At 46.4% G+C, this 23,282-nt stretch carries 24 protein-coding genes; 14 read left to right on the top strand and 10 right to left on the bottom strand.

All coding sequences use genetic code 11. The features are described 5' to 3' along the window. Positions 1-61: 61 nt before the first annotated feature. The 8 genes from ric to GC130_RS03455 form a co-directional block, all read right to left on the bottom strand. Positions 62-784, bottom strand: coding sequence for an iron-sulfur cluster repair di-iron protein (ric, locus tag GC130_RS03490; RefSeq protein ID WP_151996875.1), 723 nt, complete (start codon positions 782-784; stop codon positions 62-64). Between the two features lie 18 nt (positions 785-802). Further along, positions 803-1,192, bottom strand: coding sequence for a group III truncated hemoglobin (locus GC130_RS03485; protein WP_151996874.1), 390 nt, complete (start codon positions 1,190-1,192; stop codon positions 803-805). After that, positions 1,192-1,614, bottom strand: a complete 423-nt coding sequence (locus tag GC130_RS03480) for a cytochrome C (RefSeq protein WP_151996873.1) — start codon at positions 1,612-1,614, stop codon at positions 1,192-1,194. Before GC130_RS03480 ends, GC130_RS03485 begins: the two co-directional genes overlap by 1 nt. Positions 1,615-1,626: 12 nt before the next feature. Further along, positions 1,627-1,893, bottom strand: a complete 267-nt coding sequence (locus GC130_RS03475) for a hypothetical protein (RefSeq protein ID WP_201568320.1) — start codon at positions 1,891-1,893, stop codon at positions 1,627-1,629. Positions 1,894-1,896: 3 nt separating this feature from the next. Then, positions 1,897-2,904 carry a cbb3-type cytochrome c oxidase subunit II gene (locus GC130_RS03470; RefSeq protein WP_151996872.1) on the bottom strand — a complete coding sequence of 336 codons (1,008 nt, stop codon included), beginning with the start codon at positions 2,902-2,904 and terminating at the stop codon, positions 1,897-1,899. Positions 2,905-2,916: 12 nt separating this feature from the next. Next, positions 2,917-4,719 (bottom strand): cbb3-type cytochrome c oxidase subunit I, encoded by a 1,803-nt coding sequence (locus tag GC130_RS03465; protein ID WP_151996871.1) that lies wholly within the window; start codon positions 4,717-4,719, stop codon positions 2,917-2,919. Positions 4,720-4,765: 46 nt separating this feature from the next. Then, on the bottom strand, positions 4,766-5,200 hold the full coding sequence (locus GC130_RS03460) for an Rrf2 family transcriptional regulator (RefSeq protein WP_151996870.1): 435 nt from the start codon (positions 5,198-5,200) through the stop codon (positions 4,766-4,768). A 147-nt stretch (positions 5,201-5,347) separates the two neighbouring features. After that, positions 5,348-6,016 carry an START domain-containing protein gene (locus tag GC130_RS03455; RefSeq protein ID WP_151996869.1) on the bottom strand — a complete coding sequence of 223 codons (669 nt, stop codon included), beginning with the start codon at positions 6,014-6,016 and terminating at the stop codon, positions 5,348-5,350. A 226-nt stretch (positions 6,017-6,242) separates the two neighbouring features. On the opposite strand from GC130_RS03455, the gene GC130_RS03450 reads away from it, so the two are divergent. The 3 genes from GC130_RS03450 to GC130_RS03440 all read left to right on the top strand — a co-directional run bounded on the left by GC130_RS03450 (position 6,243) and on the right by GC130_RS03440 (position 8,135). Further along, positions 6,243-6,986: an AraC family transcriptional regulator gene (locus GC130_RS03450; protein WP_151996868.1), complete on the top strand. Its 744-nt coding sequence runs from the start codon at positions 6,243-6,245 to the stop codon at positions 6,984-6,986. Positions 6,987-7,065: 79 nt separating this feature from the next. After that, positions 7,066-7,509, top strand: coding sequence for a hypothetical protein (locus GC130_RS03445; protein ID WP_151996867.1), 444 nt, complete (start codon positions 7,066-7,068; stop codon positions 7,507-7,509). 98 nt (positions 7,510-7,607) lie between these two features. Beyond that, the gene (locus GC130_RS03440; RefSeq protein ID WP_151996866.1) at positions 7,608-8,135 is read left to right on the top strand and encodes a DUF4442 domain-containing protein; all 528 of its coding nucleotides are present in this window, start codon (positions 7,608-7,610) and stop codon (positions 8,133-8,135) included. 79 nt (positions 8,136-8,214) lie between these two features. Here GC130_RS03440 and GC130_RS03435 read toward each other — a convergent pair whose 3' ends face one another. Next, positions 8,215-9,852 carry an ABC-F family ATP-binding cassette domain-containing protein gene (locus tag GC130_RS03435; protein WP_151996865.1) on the bottom strand — a complete coding sequence of 546 codons (1,638 nt, stop codon included), beginning with the start codon at positions 9,850-9,852 and terminating at the stop codon, positions 8,215-8,217. 255 nt (positions 9,853-10,107) lie between these two features. On the opposite strand from GC130_RS03435, the gene GC130_RS03430 reads away from it, so the two are divergent. From GC130_RS03430 to GC130_RS03380, 11 genes are all read left to right on the top strand, one after another. Further along, positions 10,108-14,049: a hybrid sensor histidine kinase/response regulator transcription factor gene (locus GC130_RS03430; protein ID WP_151996864.1), complete on the top strand. Its 3,942-nt coding sequence runs from the start codon at positions 10,108-10,110 to the stop codon at positions 14,047-14,049. 358 nt (positions 14,050-14,407) lie between these two features. Then, entirely contained in the window at positions 14,408-15,103 is a 696-nt protein-coding gene (locus GC130_RS03425; protein ID WP_193217755.1) for an OmpA family protein, read from the top strand. Continuing rightward, positions 15,100-15,762, top strand: a complete 663-nt coding sequence (locus GC130_RS03420) for a hypothetical protein (RefSeq protein ID WP_151996862.1) — start codon at positions 15,100-15,102, stop codon at positions 15,760-15,762. The genes GC130_RS03425 and GC130_RS03420 overlap by 4 nt, the downstream gene beginning before the upstream one ends. A 194-nt stretch (positions 15,763-15,956) precedes the next feature. Further along, the gene (locus GC130_RS03415) at positions 15,957-17,306 is read left to right on the top strand and encodes a glycoside hydrolase family 28 protein (RefSeq protein ID WP_151996861.1); all 1,350 of its coding nucleotides are present in this window, start codon (positions 15,957-15,959) and stop codon (positions 17,304-17,306) included. A 212-nt stretch (positions 17,307-17,518) separates the two neighbouring features. Further along, on the top strand, positions 17,519-17,878 hold the full coding sequence (locus GC130_RS03410) for a VOC family protein (protein ID WP_151996860.1): 360 nt from the start codon (positions 17,519-17,521) through the stop codon (positions 17,876-17,878). 4 nt (positions 17,879-17,882) lie between these two features. Beyond that, complete coding sequence (locus GC130_RS03405) at positions 17,883-18,344, top strand: SRPBCC domain-containing protein (RefSeq protein WP_151996859.1); 462 nt, start codon at positions 17,883-17,885, stop codon at positions 18,342-18,344. Continuing rightward, positions 18,322-18,660, top strand: coding sequence for a helix-turn-helix transcriptional regulator (locus tag GC130_RS03400; RefSeq protein ID WP_151996858.1), 339 nt, complete (start codon positions 18,322-18,324; stop codon positions 18,658-18,660). Before GC130_RS03405 ends, GC130_RS03400 begins: the two co-directional genes overlap by 23 nt. Before the next feature lie 140 nt (positions 18,661-18,800). Continuing rightward, the gene (locus GC130_RS03395) at positions 18,801-19,256 is read left to right on the top strand and encodes a hypothetical protein (protein WP_151996857.1); all 456 of its coding nucleotides are present in this window, start codon (positions 18,801-18,803) and stop codon (positions 19,254-19,256) included. A 134-nt stretch (positions 19,257-19,390) separates the two neighbouring features. Continuing rightward, a complete protein-coding gene (locus GC130_RS03390) occupies positions 19,391-19,882 on the top strand; it encodes an RNA polymerase sigma factor (RefSeq protein WP_151996856.1) in 492 nt (163 codons plus the stop codon). After that, positions 19,866-20,522 (top strand): hypothetical protein, encoded by a 657-nt coding sequence (locus GC130_RS03385; RefSeq protein ID WP_151996855.1) that lies wholly within the window; start codon positions 19,866-19,868, stop codon positions 20,520-20,522. The genes GC130_RS03390 and GC130_RS03385 overlap by 17 nt, the downstream gene beginning before the upstream one ends. An 86-nt stretch (positions 20,523-20,608) precedes the next feature. Beyond that, on the top strand, positions 20,609-21,622 hold the full coding sequence (locus tag GC130_RS03380) for a family 43 glycosylhydrolase (RefSeq protein ID WP_151996854.1): 1,014 nt from the start codon (positions 20,609-20,611) through the stop codon (positions 21,620-21,622). 98 nt (positions 21,623-21,720) lie between these two features. On the opposite strand, the gene GC130_RS03375 is transcribed toward GC130_RS03380, so the two are convergent. Further along, positions 21,721-23,058, bottom strand: a complete 1,338-nt coding sequence (locus GC130_RS03375; protein ID WP_226940371.1) for an aspartate aminotransferase family protein — start codon at positions 23,056-23,058, stop codon at positions 21,721-21,723. Positions 23,059-23,282: the final 224 nt, after the last annotated feature.

Raw genomic sequence — 23,282 nt, 5'->3', positions numbered from 1 at the left:
CACGAACACATTTTCACCTGATCGTGAGCTGTTTTTTTATAGAATCAGTGCATTTGCCTGTTCAACTGAGCTGCTTCTCCAATGCTATGGATTTAGGAAACAATATATTGTTCTCCAGATGAATGTGAAGGTGTAAATCTTCCTCAAACTCCTTTAACATGGCATAGGTGACCCGGTAGGTGTTGCAGGCATCGTCCGGCAGTGAGTAGTGATTGCTCAATTCGCTGATTTGCTGGAAGCGATCTCCCTCAGTTTCATGCTCCTCCATCATCATCCTGACAGGACTTTGCACCGTATCAAATTGGGCAAAGGTTATCTTTTCGCCACTTTTTTTCACTCTTTCCATTTTGCGTACAAAAGGAAACAGGATAAATTCTTCCTTTTTCATGTGCATAGCCAGTTCTCCTGCAGAGGCAGTGAACAGCCTGGTTATTTCAAATAGTTCCGGGTGACTTTTCCCATGCACCTGGCACAGCTTCTCAAGATATTGCTTGAGTATAGGCATTTTCTCCTCAACATAGCGGTGATGCTTTTGCTCTATATGATCGGCCAGCTTATCCAGTGGCCACGACTGGTAGTCGTAGGATGCGGTTTCGCCTTTGTTCAAGATGGCTTCAACCTCCGCAGTGAGTTTTGCCTGATCAATATTGGCTTTGGTGCATGCTTCCTGAATGCTGCGGTTGCCTTTGCAGCAGAAGTCAATGCCATGGTTCCCGAATACCTCTGCTGTGCGGTAGTCTTCGGCTACTATTTCTCCGATTGTTTTGTCTAAAAGATTATTCATGATAATTGAAGTTTAAACTCATACTAAGGGCTTTGTTCCGCTGGTTTTGAAGTACTCGATTTTGTAAAGAAACATTTCAGCCATTTTCTCCGACCTCCATTTGGCTTCCAGGGCTCTTTCTCCTTCGAAATGCTCATCAAGGGTTTGATGGAATAACTCGATCCATCTCTCGAAATGGGCTTTGTTTACCGGTAAATGTGCGTGAGGTGCGAAGGGGCTGCCATAATAGGTGTGCTCTTCCAAAAGGACGGTTTGCCAGAATTTGTACATCTTTTCCAGGTGCACAGGCCATCTGTCTTGTATCACGCCATTGAAGATGTCTTTGAGCAATTCATCCTCCCTTACTTTTGAGTAGAAGTCGTTGACCATCAGTTTGATGTCATCTATGTTTTGAATGTCGTTGTTCATCAGAATGAAGATTTGTAAAGTTCAGGCCCCCAATACATGATAAGGTAGAAGAGGGCAAAGCCAATAAAAGAGATGACGAGTGCCCATATCCAGGCGGGAATCGCTTTCGGTGTTTCTGAGCCCCTGATGACAAATTCGTCCTTTGTTTCACTGCCATAGGCATTGATGGTGATCGGAATTTGTGCATCCACCACCTCGTTTTCATTTAAGCCAAGCACGGAAATCTCTGGCCCGTTGCGCACCTCAAAGGCAATTTTTTTCACACCTTCCACTCCTGAGGACGACCTGGCAACGATCTTCAGCTCATGTTTTCCATCGGGGATTTTGGTGGTGTCCAATACAAATTTCACCGGTGGGGCAAATTCTGCAAAGGGTCGGGGGCCGTCATCCATGAAAAGCTTTATCAATCTATTGTCCTTCATTTCTTTATTCAGTTAGTTCAGCACGATGTTTTTGATATGATCGGGCGCAGATTCCTTTGGCCAAATCAGGTATTTGAAACTGAGGAATAGGGTAACAGCCACGATGCTGATTGCCGTCCAGGTGATGATGTAGTCGACGGTGCCGGTGGGCCCTGCCCCATGAGTAACATTCTCCAAACCTGCCGGCTGGTTTTCTTTGCATAGTTCGCAAGCTTTAGCCGCTGACCAACCAAGCATACTGAACACAACTAACAGTGTGAAAAGCTTCTTTCTTACCATATCTTAGTCATTTGCGGGTGTTACCATCTCTCTTATTTTCTTCACGTCTTCTGCCGAAATTTTTGCGGCACTGTTTCCCCAGCTGTTTCGCTCATGGTTGGCAATGGCCGCTATTTGCTCGTTGGTAAGCTGGCTGGCAAAGGCTGGCATTTGACCGAACTCACTCCGTGCGTCGTACCCCTGCAGGATGATCTTGACCAGAAGCTCATAGTTGGCATCATTCACAATGCTGCTACCAGACAAGGGAGGGAAGGCGCCCGGCAGTCCCTTGCCCGTGGTCTGATGGCAGGCGGCACAAGTTTGGGTGTACAGGCTGGCGCCGTCGGGCAGGTCAAGTGCCTGCTCCGCAGTCGCATTCGCAGGTGCCTTCTTTGCGGATGCGATAAAGGCCGGAGTAGTGCCACCAGGTAGTTCTGCTTGCTTCAGCGACTGTAGATAAGCGATCAATGCAAGGGCGTCTTCGGTGGCCACTATTTGCTGGCTGGCGTCGTTAAAAAACTCCTTACCAACAGGGACTGTCACATCATTATCCGAAATTTCCGAAGCATCCTTTGTTTCAAAAAGCCATGGATATGCAGGCATCACCGATTCGCTCACTACGGTTCTGGGGTTGTACAGGTGCAGCAAATGCCATTGCTCTGCAGGCTGTCGTTTACCGATATTAGTCAGGTCGGGGCCGGTGCGCTCACTGCCGAGCAGAGAGGGCGATTGTCTCCAGATGTCCATCCTCTGTTTGCTGAAGTAGTAGTCGGAGGGCATCGATGGCCGGCCACCCCACATCTTGTCCATTTCTATACTGCGAACCTGCTGTGTGTGGCAGGCTACGCAGCCCTCCGATATGTATATGCTGAGTCCCTTCAGTTGCTGCTCCGTCAACAGCGGTTGGCTGGGAAGGGGTTCCACGTCCTGCATCTGGTAGGCAGGCAGCACCGCTATACCGAGGCTGAGGAGCAGAAAGCCAGCCAGTGCTGTGTTGATAAGTGTTCTATGGTCTTTATGAAAATTGAACATGGGTGCGTCGTTTTAGGCTACTATTTTCTTCAGGTGATTGGAGACTGGCAGCTCCGCAGGGGCTTCTTTCTTTACCATATAGTAAAAATTGAGGGCGAAGATGATGTGCGACACAAACATGAGGGAGCCACCAATAGCCCGCCAAACCCAAAAGGGTTTCATCAAAATCACTGACTCGATAAAGGGATGCCCGTCGATCCAGCTTAGCCCTTTCAGCGTGCCACCAGCCATCAGAGAAACCATGTAGGCGAACAGGCCGATGAAGGCCATCCAGAAGTGTGCACCAACCAATATTTGAGGAGGCTCCTTGTCTGTTAGCTTGGGCAAAATATGGTAAATGCAGCCCCACAGGATAAAGGTGATGATGCCATACATGGTCATGTGCGAATGGGCCACGTTGAAATCTGTGAAGTGCCAGACAAAATTGGTGAAGCGAAATGCCTGCAGGCTCCCCTGGGTAGAGCCCACAAAGTAGAAGATGACACCGACAAGAAAGAAGGGCAGCACGTAGCTTTTGGAGATATGGTTCCAGCTTCCTTTCATCGTCATCAGGAAGTTGGTGGTGCCCGTTACCACCGGAATAAACATGCCTGCGCTAAACACAATGGCTACTGTTTGCAACCACCAGGGCAGCGGACTGAATACGAAGTGGTGCGTGCCAATGAGGGTGTAAAATAGCATCTGTGTCCAGAAAGCCAGCACACCCAGCGAGTAGGAGTAGATGGGTTTGTTCAAAGAGAAGGGAAGGTAGTAGTAGACAAGCCCCAACGAGAAGGTCATGAACCACATGCCCACCCCCTGGTGCATGTAATAGCCCTGTATGATGGTTTCCCCCAGGCCATTTTGATAAAATGGCAGGTAGGCTATCAGCACCAATATGATCGTCCAGGTGAGAGAGGCCAGAATGAACCAGTTGGAAATGTAGATCTCCGATATTTTGCGGTGAGCTACGGTAAGGTAAAAGTTTCGGAAAGTAATGAACAGCCCGGCAGCGAATAGCAACATGACAGGCCAAATGAACTCTCGGTATTCCCCGCCACCGTTGTTGATGCCAGCCATCAGGCAAATATTGCCAAGCAGCACCGATAGATTGAACAACCCCCAGGCGATCCAGGCCTTCTTATAGCTATGAATGGTGGTGTTAGATGTCCGTGCTATTACGAAGTAGGCCAGCCCTATCATGGCCATGGAGGCCCATCCCCAAAACACCGTGTTGGTATGCACAGGCCTCAGTCGCCCAAACGAGAGCCACGAAGTGTGCTCCATGTCTGGCCACACGAACTTCATACCTGCATACTGGCCGACCAGCGTGCCCACCAGCAGCCAGCAAACAGCAGCGCCCAGGTAGTAAATGATAATCTTCTTGAGCTCCCAGGGAGTTTCAAGGCTTATCGGCGTCTTTTTTTTTTCGTCAAAAAATGGATTTTCCGGCTCGCTGGTAACTTTGTCAATTAGCCCGTGGCTGTCTTCTGCGTCCAGATCGCTGCCAAGTTCATTTCCCTCAAGATGGTATTGCAGGGCAGCTTTTCGTTTTTGAAGGATCGCATCTATTTCTCCAGCTTCCAGGCCAATGAGCTCCTCAGCAAACGCCAGCCGCTGCCTGGCCTGCTTTCTTTTCTTCAGCTTGCCAACATAGTCATTCAGCCGGGCGGTTAATGTGATCACGGCAATGAAAAGGACAATGGTAATCAGGATGAACGTGCCGATAATACCGGGACTCATGTACCAGTTGTCGGTCGTTACCGATTGTGCTGCCAGAGGAGTGCTGGAAGCAAGACAAATGAATAGGGGTAATGACAGCTGCTTGAATTTCATTATTAAGAATTTAAGACCTTTTTATCTTGTTAAGAATCAAATTTTTTTACCGTTTCAGAAAAGTGAGACCAACATCAAGGCCTTTTGTTAGTTCATACAGGCTGGTTGTTTCCAGCATTTCCTTCAAATCGTTACGTATCAGTACAAATTTTTCGTGCAAGGGGCAGGGCTTCAGTGCATTGCACTCTTTAAGTCCCAAGCCGCATCCCCGATAAATGCTGTCACCATCTATCGCAAATACAATTTGGCTCAGTTTGATAGACGCTATTTTATCCTTCTGGATTTCAAAACCACCAATAGGCCCTTTCACCGAATCGATGATGTTGTTGCGGGCTAGCTGTTGCAAAATCTTGGCTGTGAAGGCAACCGGAGAGTCGATGTCTCTGGCGATATCCTTCAGGCTTACCCTCACGCCATCCATCGACAAAAGGGCGATGTGCAAGGTGGCTCTGATTCCATATTCACAGGCTTTTGAGAACATTGTGGTTTGTTTGTGTCAAAGATATAAAACAATTTTTTAATTCGGATAAATTTATCCGAATTAAAAAATGCTGAGAAAAAACTATCGTTGCGATAAGCACCATAGAGTAAAATGCTACCAGACAATAGAAGCTAAAAAGTGGTGTGGTCAGTCTTCGCTGCTTTCAAACACCCTGGCAAGCTCAGTAAACCTCTGCATTGTTTCAAGAGGGCCCCTGGTAATGAGCATATTGACAAGCCAAACAGGTATCTCTCCTCCTGGGTTAGCCAAGGCAGTGTAAACAATATCCACCCTGCCATCGTTGCTTGGCTTTATCTCCCATTTCGACTCAAATTCTGTTATTCGTACAATTCCCTTTTTCTGCGGAACAGCGTTGGCAGCGGCGACTGAACGAGAGTGGTAGACACCAGTTTCCCTGTTCCACCATTGTACGGAGTGCACCGACAAGTCCCTGTTGCTGAAAGGGTAGGGAAGGGCCGTCTCAACGTAGTAGTGAAAGTCGTTAGCTGACGTCGTCTTGATCCTTTTGGCATCATTGCACTTATATACCCAAGCCTTGTAGTTGGGGACATCGCTGAGCAGGTCGGTCACCCTCTGCATAGTGCTTTCAATGGTAGTGACGATCTGAATTTCCTTGATCAATGATCCGTCGGATGCTCTGGTGTAAATGCTTAATTGTTTTTCACTGCTCACAAGCTCCCAGCTAGCTTTTTCTATTTTTTGTGCAGTGAGAGGCAGCACCGAAATGGCGAAGAGGGTGGCAGTAACCTGGTAAATGCGCAGGAGCATAGATGGAAAATAGGAAAAATCTTGCATCAATTTACGATCTGATTCTGTAGAGATTTTGAATTAGTACTCTTTTATTTTTGAACAAAGGGTATGTTCCATAATTAGCTTATAGTGTTACTTTTTTTCAAAACCGAAAAATCGGCTAGATTGTCAGCCTGGTGGCACACATATTCGGTAAAATGGCCATTGAAAAATGAAAGTCTTTCGAAATATTCTCCCCGCATTGAAAGAAAAAACCAAATGTTCCTCCTGAATGGCGAAGAGAAGTTTTAAGATAGGGTTTTCAGACATTGGAGGCATTTTTATAGGAAAGAACATCCAGTCTGATTTTCATAAGCACTACGCAGTCACAGTGATTATTTCATTTGGCGAGACTTTCAGTATTAAGCTAGCAGGACATAATGAGGATGTCTACAGCGCTGCCTTAGTACAGAAGAATGTTAGCTATAGCCTTAAGAGTGGAAACACGGACTATCTGGCATTTATTCATATTGTACCGTACACGAGCGAAGGCTTGAAATTGTCAGACAGTCAGTGTGCTGTCAGAGTACTGGATATAGCTGATTTCGATTCAGTTGTCGGGCAAATAAAAGACTGGTTTTATCAGGAAGGAAATGATCCACAAAAGATCAAAGAGCTGTTACATGCTGTTTCGTCGATTCCGCTGTCAAACTGTGATCATATTGATATTGACAGCAGGGTAATGGAGAGTTTTCAATTGATTATGCAGAGCGAGGCAGAGAAACTATCGGTAAATGATGTGGCACCTCAGGTTTGTTTGTCCGTAAGCCATTTTAACCGATTGTTTAAAAAGGAAACGGGGCTGACATTTAGAAAATTTGTCCTCCACAGCAAGCTGATAAAGTCAATTTTTGCCATGTATGAGCAAAATAGCTTAACCCAGGCAGCATTTATTGGCGGATTTGCAGACCAACCGCACCTCACCAGAACGTTCAAGGACAATTTTGGAATAAAGCCTTCGACAAGTTTGAAATAGTCCGTTTGTTCAAGTTTTCCACTCGCCGAGAAGGGAGCTTTGCGGTCATATATTTTACAGCTTACTAACTGATATGACTATGAATGAGATTTCAACAAAGAGCAATGGAAAAACACTGAAGTGGTTTATTGCCTCTGCACTATTAACCGGACTTGGCATGTGGGTAGTAGGGGGGCTCTACCACAATTTGATATTGCCAACCGTTAACAAGGACATGCATCCGCACCACGAAGGGCTGGGTACCACCTTGATCGCTTATTTTATTTTGGCTTTTTTAATGACCTATATTTATTCAACTACGGAAGGGAAAAACTCCTGGGCAAAAGGGATAAGGCATGGCTGCATCATTGGGGTTTTATGGGTGTTTCCACATGGCTTGGCAATGGCAGCCACACACGAGACATCGATACTTTATGAGGTGAAAAACACGATATATCACGTTGTCGAACAAGGTGTCGGAGGGGCTATTATTTTTTACGTAAGTAGATATTTCATGAAAATGCAGGTGCGGGTAAGGAAATAATAGAGCCTGCCAGCTACAACGATTGCTCGGAAGTATATCTGAGATAAGGGCTGTTACGTATATTGAGCTGATTGGCGAGAATTAAAAAAAGGCTGAGCATGTCCATATATCAAACAATAGCAAAAATAGGCTCTACGTACGTAGGTAAATCCAAACTCTTCAAATACGGGTTCAACCTATCACCGATGTACAGAAGAAGCACCGCTAAGATTATTTATGTTTCCAATGATCTAATGGAGGTGAGCATCAAGCTGCCCATTAGTTACAAGAACCGAAATTATGTCAACTCCATTTTTGGAGGGAGTATGTTTGCGGCAGTGGACCCGATTCCGATGGTGCAGTTAATGAACCTCATCGGTGACGACTTTGTGGTTTGGGACAAATCGGCACAAATTTTCTTCAAGCGCCCGGCCCGGGAAAACATCTACGCCGAATTTTCATATTCATTGGAAGAGGTCGATGAAATCAAAAAGAGAGTTGGCTTAGAGAATGAAATCGAAATAGTAAAAACCACGTCACTTACCAACAGAGACAAGAGCATAGTCTATTGTGAGGTGAAAAAGACCATTTATGTAGCTGACGAAGCATATTTTAAAGACAAACGAGAAAAGTCAAAAAAGCGCTAGCGAAGTCAGGTTAGGCGTGTCCAAGATTAAAGAGGTTACTCCGTGCGGTTCAGCACAGAGTGACCTCGTTAATTGCCGACTATTTTGTTCTCTCAATCTCCTTCAAATTCTCCATCTTCTTGTTCCGCAGGAAGCCATTGATGTCTTCGAAGTGCTCTTTTACCCGCTTGTTACCAAATTCAAACACTTTTGCCGCCAGTCCGTCGAGGAAATCACGGTCGTGAGAAACGAGGATGAGTGTGCCTTCGAACGCTTTCAGTGCATCTTTCAGGATGTCTTTGGTTTTGATGTCGAGGTGGTTGGTAGGCTCATCGAGGATAAGCAGGTTTACCGGCTGTAGCAGCAGCTTGATCATCGCCAGTCGGGTGCGCTCACCACCTGAGAGCACTTTCACCTTCTTGTCGATGGTGTCGCCGCTGAACATGAAGGCGCCCAGCAGGTCTTTGATACGTGACCGTATATCGCCTTTGGCGATTTCATCCACTGTTTCGAAGACGGTCAACTTTTCATCGAGCAGCGAAGCCTGGTTTTGAGCGAAGTAACCAATCTCACTGTTGTGGCCTACCTGCAAAGTGCCGTCGACGGGAATCTCGCCCATAATGGCCTTCACCAGGGTCGACTTTCCTTCACCATTTTTGCCAACAAAGGCAACCTTCTCTCCACGGGCAATGGTCAGTGTGACATCTTTGAACACGACATGGTCGCCATACGACTTGCCAAGATCGGTGGCGATCACCGGATAATTGCCCGACCGTGGGGCAGGAGGGAACTTGATGTTCAGCGCTGAAGTATCCACTTCATCCACCTCCACTATCTCAATCTTCTCCAGCATTTTCACCCGGGACTGCACCTGCAAAGTCTTGGAGTAAGTGCCTTTGAAGCGGTCGATGAAGCCCTGGATGTCGGCAATTTGCTTCGCCTGGTCGTCGAACTGGCGCTGCTGCTGTTCCCGGCGCTCTTTACGCAGTTCCAGGTAGTGGGAGTAGTTGGTTTTGTAATCATAAATGCGGCCACGGGTGATTTCGATGGTGCGGTTGGTCAGGTTGTCCACAAAGGCTTTGTCGTGGCTGATGACCATCACACCACCGGCGCTGTTTTTTAGGAAGTCTTCCAGCCACTGCACTGACTCTATGTCGAGGTGGTTGGTGGGCTCATCGAGTAGGATGAGGTCGGGCTTTTGAAGCAGAATCTTGGCCAACTCGATGCGCATGCGCCACCCCCCGCTGAACTCGCTGGTAGAGCGGGTGAAGTCACTCCGAAGGAAGCCGAGGCCCAGCAATGTCTTTTCTACTTCCGCATCAATATTGATCTCTTCAATGCTGTAGTACTTTTCGCTCAGCTCAGACACCTCTTCTATAATCTTGCTGTAGGCATCTGATTCGTAGTCGGTGCGGGTTTCCAACTGGTGATTCAGCTCTTCCATCCTGTTTTTCATGTCCAGGATTTTGGAAAACGCTTTTGATGTTTCTTCAAACACCGTGCATTCGTCGGCCGTGAGCAGGTGCTGCGGCAGGTAAGCGATGACTGCCTCTTTTGGTGCCGTTACCTTGCCTTGGGTGGGTTTGCTTTCTCCGGCGATGATTTTGAGGAGGGTAGACTTGCCGGCGCCGTTTTTACCCATGAGGGCAATGCGGTCGGTGGGATTGACATTGAAAGTGATATTGCTAAAAAGGGTAGTGCCGCTAAATTCGACGCCCACCGCATCAACTGAGATCATATTTTACCGAATTAGGCCGCAAAGGTATTAATAAGTTTGGTAGAAGGGAGGGGGGGTGTTGATTTTGATAAAGAACTTGCCAGTTCTGCATCTATCAAGTCATTCGAAGAAAGCATCGCAGGAAGGCTGCTGCAAGCAATATGCTCTGCACCAGGTACACTGAGTAGTAGGGGTTCCAAAGTTGGTCATATCAACCATCCTGGTGAATGATACTTTTTCAACGATAATCCGAAATTGCTTTCTATATTGAGTTTGATGTTCAAATGCAACATTTTACTTTTTGTTCTACTACTCTCTTGCGCTTGTTACGGACAGATTGATCCTGTGTACAACAACTATGTGCATTACGAGGTAGAAGACGGGCTGCCGCAGAATTATGTGTCTTACCTGGCCCAGGATGGTGACGGGTTCATCTGGTTGGCTACGCTGAATGGCCTTGCCCGGTTCGATGGGCACCAATTTCTCCAGTTCAACAGTAATTCGCCTGACCCCAACAGACTGTCTACCTCTCAAATTCTCGATCTTATTATCGACGACGCCAACAATCTTTGGATACTGAACTTTAATTACAAGGTTGATCTGATGAACCCCAGGACTTTCGAAGTACAAAGGGACGTACAGCCCTTCATGAGATCCGATGACCTGCACTTCAAGTTTAACATGGGGCCAAAAGCTGCCCGGTTTGTCTATTTTGTAAGTGACAATGCAAAGAAAAACTGGTTCGTAAAGAATGGTACTGAGTACTACCATATTGACTCCACGCTGACACAGGTAAGTGATATTTTCGCTTCGGAGGATAGCACGGAGTTTGGGTATGGATTTGACATCGATGAAAAGGGTCGCTTTTGGTACATGACGGATAGGGGCCTTGCTGTGGCGAAAACCACAAAAGATTCTTTGACACTGATTCCCATTCCGGCTGATTTCAACTACGAGCCCGGAATACGAAACAAATGTCCCGTTGTGTGCTTGCCCGACAGCAAAGTCTTGTTTGCCTACGAAAATAGAATGTTCATGTACCATGAAACGACCAATAGGTATCAAGAACTTTCTGTGCCAAATGTGCCGGTAATAAATAATTCGAAGATTTTCAATTTGACAACCGACCTTCAGCAAAGGCCGGTTTTTCAATATCAGGGGTATATTTTCAGAGTGGAGAAGGACGACCGCATCACGGTGCTGTGGGCTTACCCTGAGCGGGAAAAATTTGTCGTAACAGGCCTTTTGGTTGATCGGTCAAATACGCTGTGGGTTGGAATTAATACAGGAGGATTGTACAAAGTGAACCTGCTTACCCCTTCTTTTCACTCCAGTGAATATAAGGTAAATTTTGTGGCCGACATCCTCATGGGAGAAATTGGTGTTCCGGCCAAGGAATTGCCAGCTAGCTGGAAAGCCAATCAATGGGCATATGATTTCCGATACTTTTCTACAGGAAAAGAACAGATGTATTTAAAGTACGACTACTACAACTACGACGGTCCCAGGCAATTATTTAAGCTGAATAACAAGAAGTTAGAACCGGTTGAAACCGGGGAGAACAGCATTGAATACTTTGTCGGGCTTGGTGAAAGCAGCGATAAACGCTGGGCACTCGGAAAGTATGGTTGGATGTACAGTTGGGTCAATGACCTCTCACCTCCGGAACAAGTTAGAATGAAGGAAATCAACAGTCTGGCTGAGGAAGTACTTTCGGATATGATCGTCGACAATGATTTTCAGTGGGTGATCTCGGTGAACAACACCCTCTACCAGGTTAAAGATGGAGAAATCATTCAGCGTTTTTCCCCGGCAAGTGACAATGCAAGCCTCATCGACATTGTTCAAGACCCCGATCAATCCGATATCCTATGGATTGCTACGCTAGGAGATGGCCTCGTTAAATGGGATAAGTCGACAAAGAAAACAAGCTACGTTTATAATGCCAAAGATGGGCTCTCAGACAACAGTGTGGGGGCAGTTGTGCCGGACAGTTTGGGCAACTTATGGATGGCCACTTTTAATGGCATCAGCAGATTAAATAAAAAGGCAGGAGTGATTACTGCCTATTATAAGCAAGATGGGCTGATAGAGAGTGAATTTAACCGTCACCATTCGTTTACACTGCCGGATGGAAGAATTGCGCTTGGCGGTACCATAGGTTACTCTGTTTTTGATCCAAACGAATTTGTGGAAGATGATTTTGAACCTGAGCTGAAAATCACCAGCCTTTCAATCAACAACCAGATACAGTCTTATTCCAAAGACCATCCGATTCTTACCGCTCCATTGAACGAGTTACAAAAGCTTCAGCTTGGCTATCAGGAGAATTCGCTTTTGCTGGAAATGGCTGCCATGCAGTTCAATGGCCCCAAAAAGAACCAGTATCGTTATAAACTGAGTGGTTATAACCAGGACTGGGTTTACAACGGTACCGACAGAAAAATAAAATTCGACAAGCTACGGAGTGGGACTTATACCCTCGCCATGAATGCTTCCAACACCAATGGAACCTGGAGTACCAATGTCAGGGAACTGACGATCAAAGTACTTCCGCCGCCCTGGCTGAGTTGGTGGGCTTTTACACTATATGGCCTTGCTCTTTCTTCGTTGGTTTACATCTACTGGAGGGGCTACCGAAAAAAGATTATAAAGCAGCAGGAAGAGGAGTTTAACAGGCGGGAGAATATTCGTTTGAAAGAGGTTGACGACATGAAAACGAGATTTTTTTCAAATATCACACATGAGTTTCGCACTCCTCTCACACTGATCCTCTCACCTTTGGAGAAACAACTGCGAGACAAAAATTTCCCCAAAGAGGTCCAATCCATTCTGGAAAATAACTATCGCCACGGGAGCCACCTTTTGAAGCTTGTGAATGAATTGCTTGATATCTCCAAACTGGAATCAGGATTTATGCAATCTCATCCTTCTACCGGGCGATTGGACACGTTCGTGAAATCTTGTGTCGACCAGTTTCAGGAAATTGCACAAACAAAAAACATTGAGCTTGCAGCTGAATCCAAAAACCTTGATGGCTTCTATCAGTTTGATAAAACTCATTTGGAGACAGTGTTGCAAAACCTGCTAAGCAATGCCATCAAGTTTACTGAACCTCATGGTCAGGTTCACTTTGCGGTGGAGGTAGGACAGGGGGATCAACTCAGAATAGAGGTGAGGGACACAGGAATTGGCATCCCTGAAGAGCAGTTGCCCAGGTTATTTGATCGTTTTTATCAGGTAGACGAAACATCCACCCGGGTGCATGGTGGCACGGGCATCGGGCTGTCACTGGTAAATGAGCTGGTCAGCCTGATGGGTGGCGAGGTAACTGTAGAAAGTGTTGTTGGACAAGGGTCTTGCTTCACGGTGTATATGCCGGTGATAAAAATGCCGCTGCATGATGTGGAACAACACGACATTAGTTTTACTCCGGCAGAGTCAGGGGAAAATGTCCCGCTGGTACTGGTTGTTGAGGATAATGATGAGCTCCGGGCCTTCATTGTGGAAAGCCTCTCGGAGAATAACGTTGTCGTTTCTGCAAGGAATGGAAAGGAGGGATGGGAGATACTTTTGGACAGGCTGCCTGATGTGGTTATTTCAGACATAATGATGCCCGAAATGAATGGCTATGAATTATGCAGGCAATCCAAGCAAGATCTTCGTACCTCCCACATATATTTTATCCTGCTCACGGCCAAAACGGCACAGGAATCAAAAGTTGAGGGACTGGAAGCTGGCGCTGATGGCTACATTGCCAAGCCTTTTCACCTTTACGAATTAGAATTGCGTATCCAAAATGCAATGATTCAACAACGTAATTTGATTAGTCATTATCAGCAACAACTCCTGGCTACTGAACTACCGACAGCAGCATTGAGCGTTGGCGACGCCTTTATTGATAAGTTCTATCGTTTTCTGGATAGAAGTTTGCATGACACTTCTCTGAAAGTTGAAACAGTGGCAAGGGAGATGGCGATGAGCAATAGCACGCTCAATCGAAAAGTAAAATCGCTATTAGGCATTACAACAAATGAGCTGATAAAGCGCTATCGACTACAAAAAGCTGCGGAGTTGATCCGGGCGGGTGAAAGTATTGCCACAGTAGCGTTCAACGTTGGTTTTGAAACCCACTCTTATTTTTCGCAAAGTTTTAAAGAAGTGTATCAGGTGACGCCCACAGAATACCGTGAACAAACCAATGGCGCACAGGACTAAGCTCTTCCAGGTCGTCGTCGAAGCCATATTGGTAAACGCTATTAGGCATTTTGACACGCTACCGACGATGTCTTTTGTGATTGCTAAAATGTTAGTTATCAATGTGATAACTATTTGTGGTAATGGGGCTTTAAAAGAGTTTCATTTCTGACAAAATCGTTATTGAATAGCTAAGGAAATAGATACTTCATCGACCGCTCAAGCGGCGTGTTTATCAAAATTGTCGCTTGTCGGGCAGGGGAAAATTAAAAACCCGCACCGGAAGCTTTTTTGGCTGTGGGGCCTCCTTTCAATGCACTCCACAACGGAGGCAACACACTGGCGGGGCATTTGGATTGTCAACTTTAAGCCTGAACCTGTGAATTATGTAACTCTTTTCCAGGAACGTGAAACACTTCACGGCGGAGTTTGGTCCAAATTTACTGTATCATTTGAAACCCTTTTCGAGGTGTTTCTTGGCTACTCCGGTCTTTTCGTGGTCAAAGTGATATCAATTTCATCGTTTTATGCTGCCACTATGAATATCAACGTTTTTCTCGGAGTCGTTTCGTTTGCGGTTTGGTCTACCCTCAGCACCTGGCTGTATGTGAACTACATCAAAGTGTTTGACACTGACTCACAAAAGGAACTGGTGATGCTGCCCAAGAAAGCAGCAGAAGTCACATCTATGGCTGCGGAAGACAAGTCAGCGGCGGAAGTGCCAATGCCCATCGAACTGACAAAGACCTTCACCTTTCACATAAACACGGCGGACATGATACACCCCGGGGCGGTCAAGCAGTTTGCTGATAGCCTTCAACCCTTGCTGGCTGGCCGAAAGGTAGACGTGAGCATCATGGGCTATACCTGCGACCTGGGGACTGAAGCCTACAATATGAAGCTGGGCCTCAGCAGGGCCAACTATGTGATGACGGCCTTAAAGGCCAGCACCATCGATTGGCCAGCGTTGACATTTACCTCTCAAGGGGAGGCCAATCCACTGGTACCCAATACCTCAGAACTGAACAGAATTAAAAACAGACGAGTAACCTTACTCATATCCTCAAAACCATGATCCTGGCCATCTTAGAAATACTCGCATTGCTTACCGTTTCGTGCCTCATAGGTGTCTTTTTCACCTATCGATTTTGGAAAGCCAAATATTACAGACTCCAGCGTCATAACGATCAGCTTGGCAAGGAAGTAAACAACCTGAAGCAAGAACTAAAAACAGCACACTCCATCACCAACGAAAGAGAAAGCGAACTAGAACAACTCCGTGAGCAACTTACAATGGCCAAGGTCAGCGCAAACGAGCAAGCCTCAGGAAGACATGATGTATCAAAGGCGGACGCTATCGCATCAAAGAATTTCAAAAAGGAAATAGCGCTGTTGAAAGTTGAAATGGCTGAGAAAGAAAGAGAACTCGAAGAGGTCAGCAAAGAGCTGGCGCTGAGGAAAATCTCCTACTACCGACATATTGATGGCCACAGGTACAAAGCTGCCACACTCAACATGGCCGATGAGGCTATTGCTGGTCAGGGAGATGGACGCATAAGCAAAGCGGATGCGGAGAAGATTTTTGGTACAATTTCAGACGGACAAGATTACACACAGGTGGAAAAACATACGATCAGATACTTAAGGGATAACTACAACTGGACGGAGGAAGCCGATGCACTATTCAGATCCAGGGTAAGAAGCTGGGCAGCCAGTGATCATGAGTTCGCTTGATTGCCAGCTTTTGCCGATGGTGGGTGTGCACTGAAAAATAGTGTGCAAAGGCTTCACTTGAAGAACAATGGGCCAGTCGTTGATGTGGCATGAAGTGATTGGGCATCCTTTATCCCCATAAAAGACGATGGGGCAATCGCAATGCCTCCAAAAAGCATGAGATTTCTTATATTTCTGCACAACATACGGAAACAATGAAGACTCGTCTACCCAACATCCAGGCCCTTTTTTTACTCCTCATCGGTGTTGCAGCATTTTTCGGCTGCACTTCACCGGAATCAAAGCAAGTCAATCTTTGGCCCGACGGCACTGAAATACCCGAGTGGTTTTCGGATACCACCAAGGTGAAATTGGCTGACCTCGGAACGCCCTATACCATTACCGACTATGGATTGGTTAATGACAGCACTGTTTTACAAACTGAAGTCATTCAACGAACCATCGACGAAGCCAGCAGTAATGGCGGAGGCGTTATAATCATCCCGAAAGGTACTTTTCTAAGCGGAGCGCTGTTTTTTAAGCCCAAAACACATTTGTATGTGTCTGAAGGTGCTATCCTCAAAGGCTCTGACAATATTGCTCACTATCCTAAAATGGCCTCCAGAATGGAAGGCCAAAACCTCGACTACTTTCCAGCGCTGGTGAATGCCTATGGTGTGGATGGTTTTACCATTTCCGGCAAAGGCACTATTGATGGCAATGGACTGAAATATTGGGAAGCTTTCTGGAAACGCAGAGAGGAAGACCCCAACTGCACCAACCTGGAGGTATCACGGCCACGCCTGGTGTTTATTTGGGGTAGCGACAATGTGCAGGTGCAGGACGTGCGTTTGCACAACTCGGGCTTCTGGACCAGCCACTACTACCAGTGCAACAATGTGAAAATCCTTGACCTGCACATTTCTTCTCCACATGCGCCGGTGAAAGCGCCCAGCACCGATGCCATTGACCTGGATGTTTGCTCCAATGTGCTGATCAAAGGTTGCTACATGTCGGTGAACGACGATGCCATTGCTCTCAAGGGAGGAAAGGGGCCATTTGCTGACACTGATGCCAATAATGGAGAGAACACCAATATCCTCATTGAAGACTGCGAGTTTGGCTTTTGCCACTCAGCGCTGACCTTTGGCAGTGAGTCTATCCACGACAAGAACGTTGTGCTGCGCAATAGCCACGTAAACGAAGCCAGGAGGTTGCTATGGCTCAAAATGCGGCCTGATACACCTCAGAAGTATGAGTATGTGACCGTTGAGAATATTACCGGCAATGCCTACAGCTTTATCTATGTGAAGCCCTGGACGCAGTTTTTTGACCTAAAGGGCAGGGAAGAGGTGCCATTGTCGTACTCAGATCACATTACCATGCGCAATATCGACCTCGACTGCGAGATCTTTTTCGATGTGGCCATTACCGAGCACGACCGGCTGTCTAATTTCACTTTCCAAAACCTGACGATCAAGGCTGTCAACCCAGCTTTTGACAAGAGCCTGGTTAAGGATTTCACGTTGGAGAATGTGAAGGTGAATGCCGACATCCTGCGGTAAGGCGAATACTCTGGCATCCCTTCATACGAATCAAGGAAAGTTTATCGGAAGTTTATATCAATCACTACCACTGCGATAAAGCTTCGCTGGTGACTGATTGTGCCTTGAACCCCAACCAGGTATAAAAAAACTAAAAAAAAATTGCGTGAATCAAAAGTTACATATATAATTGCGTAACTTTTGATTCACATAACATAAAAACGCATAGCAGTATGAACAGGATCGACGTACTATCAGTGCCGGTGTCAGACCAGCAGCGAGCAAAGGAATTCTATTTGAAAATGGGACTTCATATAGTTGTAGAAGCGCCATTTCAGGGTGATCAGCTGTGGATACAGATGGGTTTTCCCAAAGGAGAAACGAGCATCACATTGGTGACATGGTTTCCGAAGATGCCTGCGGGCAGCCTTCAGGCGGTGGTGATTAACACCGACGATATCGCTGGCGACGTTAAAAAGTTGACAGCCAAGGGCATTCTAGTTGGTAAGATAGACGACACGCCTTGGGGTAAGTTTGCTTCGATTGAAGACCCCGACGGCAACACATGGAGTTTGAACCAGAAAAACGCATAATGCAATGAAAAAGGAAATACACTTAAAATGGTTTTATCCGCATTCCATCGATACTATTTGGGAATACCTGACCGACGCAGATTTGTTGAAACAGTGGAGTACTATTCATAGAGACGAGCCTTTTCAGGCGGAGCCAGGGTTTCAATGGACATCAACCCAAAAAGCCCGCCGGGGCTGGGACGGCATTATGTACCTGGAGGTGCTTGAAGTAGTGCCAAAAGAGAAATTGGCTTACGCTCTCAAGGGTGGCCCACGACCTGGCGAGCTGTCGCTGGATACCGTTGTTACTTACAAACTGGTGGAGAAGAACGGCGGCGTGGAGCTTCAGCTTTCTCATACAGGCTTCCAGGGACTTAAAGGGGCCTTTACTGCCTTTATCATGGAAAAAGGCTGGGGTAAATTCTTCAGCAAGCGCCTGATGAAAGCGCTTAACGAAATACAACATGACACACACACAGTACGATAGTTTTCTGGCCCTTGCCGACAAAAACCGCAGGGAGATACTGATGCTGCTCACCAAGGAAAAGAGCAGCATCAATACCCTGGCGGATGCTTTTGAGATAAGCCGACCAGCAGTGTCAAAGCACATCAAAGTGCTGGTAGATACGGGCTTCATCAATATCGAAGAAAGGGGTAGGGAACGGCTTTGCAGCCTCAATGCTAAGGGTTTCGAAGAGGTTCAGAGTTGGATAGGCCACTTTGAGAAGTACTGGACGCAACACCTGAGTAGCCTAGATGAGTTGTTGAAGAAGGGAGAGAAAAAGTCTGAACATGGCAAATAGCAAGTAGGTTGCCTGCAGGTAAATGCATTTATATCAAGAGCAGGGCTTATGGCAATATGGTAATCGAACCTTCAATTTGAAAAAAGATTCAAAGAGGTGTAAGGTTTTTGTGCGCTGGCCACTAACCAGAGAAAACGATTATGAAAATAGCTGAAGCCATTGATTTACTTAAAGCCGAGGAAGTCCAGACTGAGAAAAAGTCTGAGATAAAGGTTTTACAAAACATGATTGGTATTCTGTTGGACTTGCAACACCGACAATTATCCGCTGAGGATCTTGCCACAGTAGAAAGCGAGTTGGACGTTATGGAATTGAATGCCTACCAGGAAAACAGAAAAAGACACCTAAGAAAGAAGCTGGCTAAGTTTCAGCAATTTTTGAAGGACAAATTTTCCCTTATCGCAAAAGGCCACTACACAGCACTGGGGATTGCCTTTGGCGTGGCTTTTGGTGGCATGTTTGGAATGATGATTGACAGAACGCTCGGCAGCTCTCTCGGGATTAGTTTTGGAATCACTTTTGGTTTGGTTGTTGGGAGGTATCTCGACGCTCAGGCCGAAGCACAAGATAGGGTGTTAAATGTTGAATTTAAATAACTGAGCGCAAACGCCACTTGTAGACGCTGTGATCAATAACAGTTGATTCCACCTCCGCTCTTCAAAAAACATCAAAAAGGGAATGCCCCGGGTGTAATAATCCCCAACTTTGGCCACCAACCAAGGTAAAAGATTTGAGCAGCGACTTTTATACGTCCATGATTTTGCCGTTTTCGGGCATCATCATCAAGATTTGCCGGGCATATACCAATACTCAGGAAGATTTTGAAGATTACTATCAGGAGGTGTGCCTACAGATTTGGAGGAGTCATGCCAACTTCAGAGAGGAGTCGCAGTGGTCGACCTGGGTGTATAGGGTTGCCCTGAATGTTTGCCTCACCTTATTGAAGAAAAGGAAGAACGACCCGCAGCATTTTGCGTCCGACTATCTGCCCGATGAGGCTACCGAAGACAGCCGGGCATTTGCCAACGAGTCGCTCAACGAATTATATGCTGCCATCAAACAGCTTTCTCAGGTTGATAGAGGAGTGGTTTTGCTCTACCTCGACGAAAAGAGCTATCAGGAAATCGCCGAGATAACCGGCACCAATGCCAATAATATTGGTGTGCGGATTAAACGAATCAAAGATCGACTAAAAGTAATATTAGATGGAAAGGTCAATTGAAGCCATTTGGAAGGAAGGGTTTTTAGTGAGCGATGCTTTGGTGGCACCGAAGATCAATCGGTTATACAGCCAAAAGTCGAAGCATATTGTTGATAAGTTTAAAAGGATGTTTGAGATTAATCTGATCGCCATCCTCATTTTTTCTGTTGTGTTGTTGCCGGTAAGTTTTTTGTTCGGCATGCCTTATATGGGGGTACCCATGTTTTTGCTTCTCAATGCTGTGGCAGTCGTTAACAAACGGCTTTCGAATGGATTAAAGAAAATTGATAAAAGCGTAAGCAGCTATCAATACCTCAAAGCTTTCGATGCCTGGATGCAGAAGCAAATTTCCATCAACACAAAAATGTCGGCATTTAACTACCCCTGGGCGTTTCTTTCTCTTCTGGCTGGTTTTTGGTTTTTTGATGTGGATGGAAGGACGTTGGGTGAGGCACTAATGAATAAACTAATGATCCATTATCCTCAAACCTATTTGGTTGGCGGGCTTCCCCTCATAGGGATTATTGGCGTAATGCTGGTAGTTGTCCTTCTGGCTTTCTTTGGTGGCCGCCTTTACAAGTTTGAGCTTAAGCTGGTTTATGGGAACGTGATGAACAGGCTACAGGAGATGTTAGCTGACATGGAGGAACTGAGAGCTTGAGGCATTGCTTATAGTTTTTGCTTCATTATCCGGTTTAAATTTTAGCTGTTAACTTAGGCAGCTAAAGAAAATCGTCCAAGACTCCAATGATGAGACAAAGCATTTTTAGCCTATTTGCAGTTTTTCTGGTAGCATGCAATAGTCAGCCAAAAGAGACAGATGCATCTTTTGAGGAAATTGTAACCAACCCTATTGTCGACGCTGGAGCTGATCCATGGATCATCCGGCAGGACAGCACGTTTCACTATTGCTACGCCAAAGGTGGAGGCATTTATGTGAAATCGGTTCAGAAGTTCTCTGATTTGAATACGGCTAAGGAACACATGATTTGGCAGGCTCCTGACTCAGGCATGTATTCAAAAGAGGTGTGGGCTCCTGAGTTGCACAGGTTGGATGGGAAATGGTATATCTACTTTGCGGCTGATGATGGAGACAATGCCAATCACCGGATGTATGTGCTTTCGTCTGAGGCGAAGCTGCCTCAATCGCCTTTTGTCTTCGAGGGTAAAATCTCTGACGAGACAGACAAGTGGGCCATCGATGGCACAGTGTTCACCCATCTGAATAAAATGTACTTTGTTTGGTCAGGCTGGGAGGGCGATGTCAACGAAGCTCAGCACTTGTACATTGCTGAGATGAGCAGCCCGACGCAGATAAGCTCGGAAAGGGTGAAAATATCGAGCCCGGAGTTTGAATGGGAAAAGAGAGGCTCAAGCGACAACTTACCCACCATCAACGAAGGCCCTCAAGTTTTGCAGAAAGGTGGTCGCATGTTTATTGTCTATTCTGCCAGCGGCAGCTGGTCCGACAGTTATTGTTTGGGTTTGCTTGAACTGAAAGGAGGCGATCCTATGCTCCCAGAGTCGTGGGTCAAAGGCGAAAACCCTGCCTTTTCTGGAACAGAACAAGTGATCAGTCCAGGGCATGCGTCATTCGTAGAAAGCGGTGGGCAGGACTATATCGTGTACCATGCCATGCCGGTCAAGGGAGGCGGCTGGGATAGCCGAAAGGTGAGGATTCAGCCTTTTTCGTGGAAGGGAGGCCGACCCGATTTTGGTTCGCCAGAGTCAAATGATGTAGACGTTTTAGTGAAATACTGAGCCTGAGTTGGAGGACACCGGGGCATTTTTTTCCAATATCGAATACCGAGGGCGGGTGAAAAATATGCCCCACTCTGCACTAGACTAGTATTTGGTATTTATGTTGTTAGTTTTAATAGCTCCTCCTCAATAATGTCCAGCCCCTGATTCAGCTGCTCTTGGGAAATAACAAGTGGACTGAGTACACGCACTACATTTTTGTTGGTGCCGGCGGTTAACAGAATCAGGCCTCTTTTCAGGCATGCTTTGGTAAGGTCTGCTGCGGTGTCGGCATCGGGCTGGTTAGGGTCGCCGTTCTCCACAAACTCAATCGCCTGCATGGCACCAAGTCCTCTGACATCTCCAATAGCCGGGCACTTTTCCTTTAGCTTCAGGAAGCGATTATTTACGATCTCAGCCACCTGCAGGGCCTTCTCGTTCAAATTGATCTCTTCCATGTACTTGATCGTGGCGATAGCTGCGGCACAACAAACTGGATTGCCCAGATAGGTACCTCCGATTGTTCCTACGGCGGCAGCGTCCATCACTTCCTGTTTACCAATCACTGCTCCGATGGGCATGCCTGACCCCATTGACTTTGCCCAGGTGGAAATGTCAGGTGTAACGCCGTAGTGCTCATAAGCGCCCCATTTCCCGGTTCTTCCAAATCCACTCTGCACTTCGTCGAATATGAGCATGATGCCATATTCATCACAGAATGCACGTAAGCCCTCTACATAGGCTTTCGGAGCTATATTAAAGCCTCCTTCGCCCTGTACAAGCTCGATAATAATAGCGGCCACGCTGTTAGGGTCGACAAGTGTGTGCGTGGAATCGTAAAGCTTCTGAAGTTCCTGCTCCGCAAAATCATCTTCGTTGAGCCCCTGCCCATCGTGGTAGAAATTAGGGAAGGGCAAGCGGTACACTTCTGGAGCAAAGGGGCCGCAATCAGTTTTATAGTTAATTTTGGAAGTGAGCGTCATGGCCATCATCGTGCGGCCATGAAATGCTTCGCTGAAACACAACACTGCAGGTCGTTTGGTGGCCTGACGGGCAATTTTGATGGCATTTTCCACCGACTCAGCACCGGTGTTGGTCAGCATCACTTTCGTGCTGTCGCCGTGCGGGAAAAGCGAAGCCAATTTTTCGCTTAGTTCGAGGTAGGGCTCGTACGTGGAAATGTTAAAGCAAGCATGGATCAGCTTTTCTGCCTGCTGCTGAATCGCCTTCACTACTGGCGGCGGGCAATGGCCGGCGTTGGTTACGCCGATTCCACCTGCAAAATCAATCAACTCATTTCCGTTGGCATCAACAATGGTGGCCCCATGGGCTTCCATGGCGGAGGAAGGCACGAAAACGCTTACGCCGTTGGCTACCACTTTTTTTCTACGGGCAAGCAATTCTTCCGTCTTTGGAAAGCTTAGAGGGTGGTTACTGGTACCTGGTTGCATGGGCATGGTCTGCTTCGGTTTTGATATCAAACGACAAATTATTCAATCATCAGAAGCTTTCAAGATCATCGATTTGTATTTTTAAGTGCAAGAACGATAATGATGGATTAAACCAGCAAATGCCATCATTTGCAGAGAGCGGAAATGTTATTAGTGAATGCTAAAAATGCGTTGTTGTTGTATCGTAGAATCAATTACAGAGAGTCGGTAGTTACTGACTACATTAGTCA

Source organism: Imperialibacter sp. EC-SDR9 (assembly GCF_902498805.1).
Taxonomy (GTDB): domain Bacteria; phylum Bacteroidota; class Bacteroidia; order Cytophagales; family Cyclobacteriaceae; genus Imperialibacter.
The sequence above is the reverse complement of the archived record's forward strand: the minus strand, read 5'-3'. Positions and strand labels throughout refer to the sequence as shown.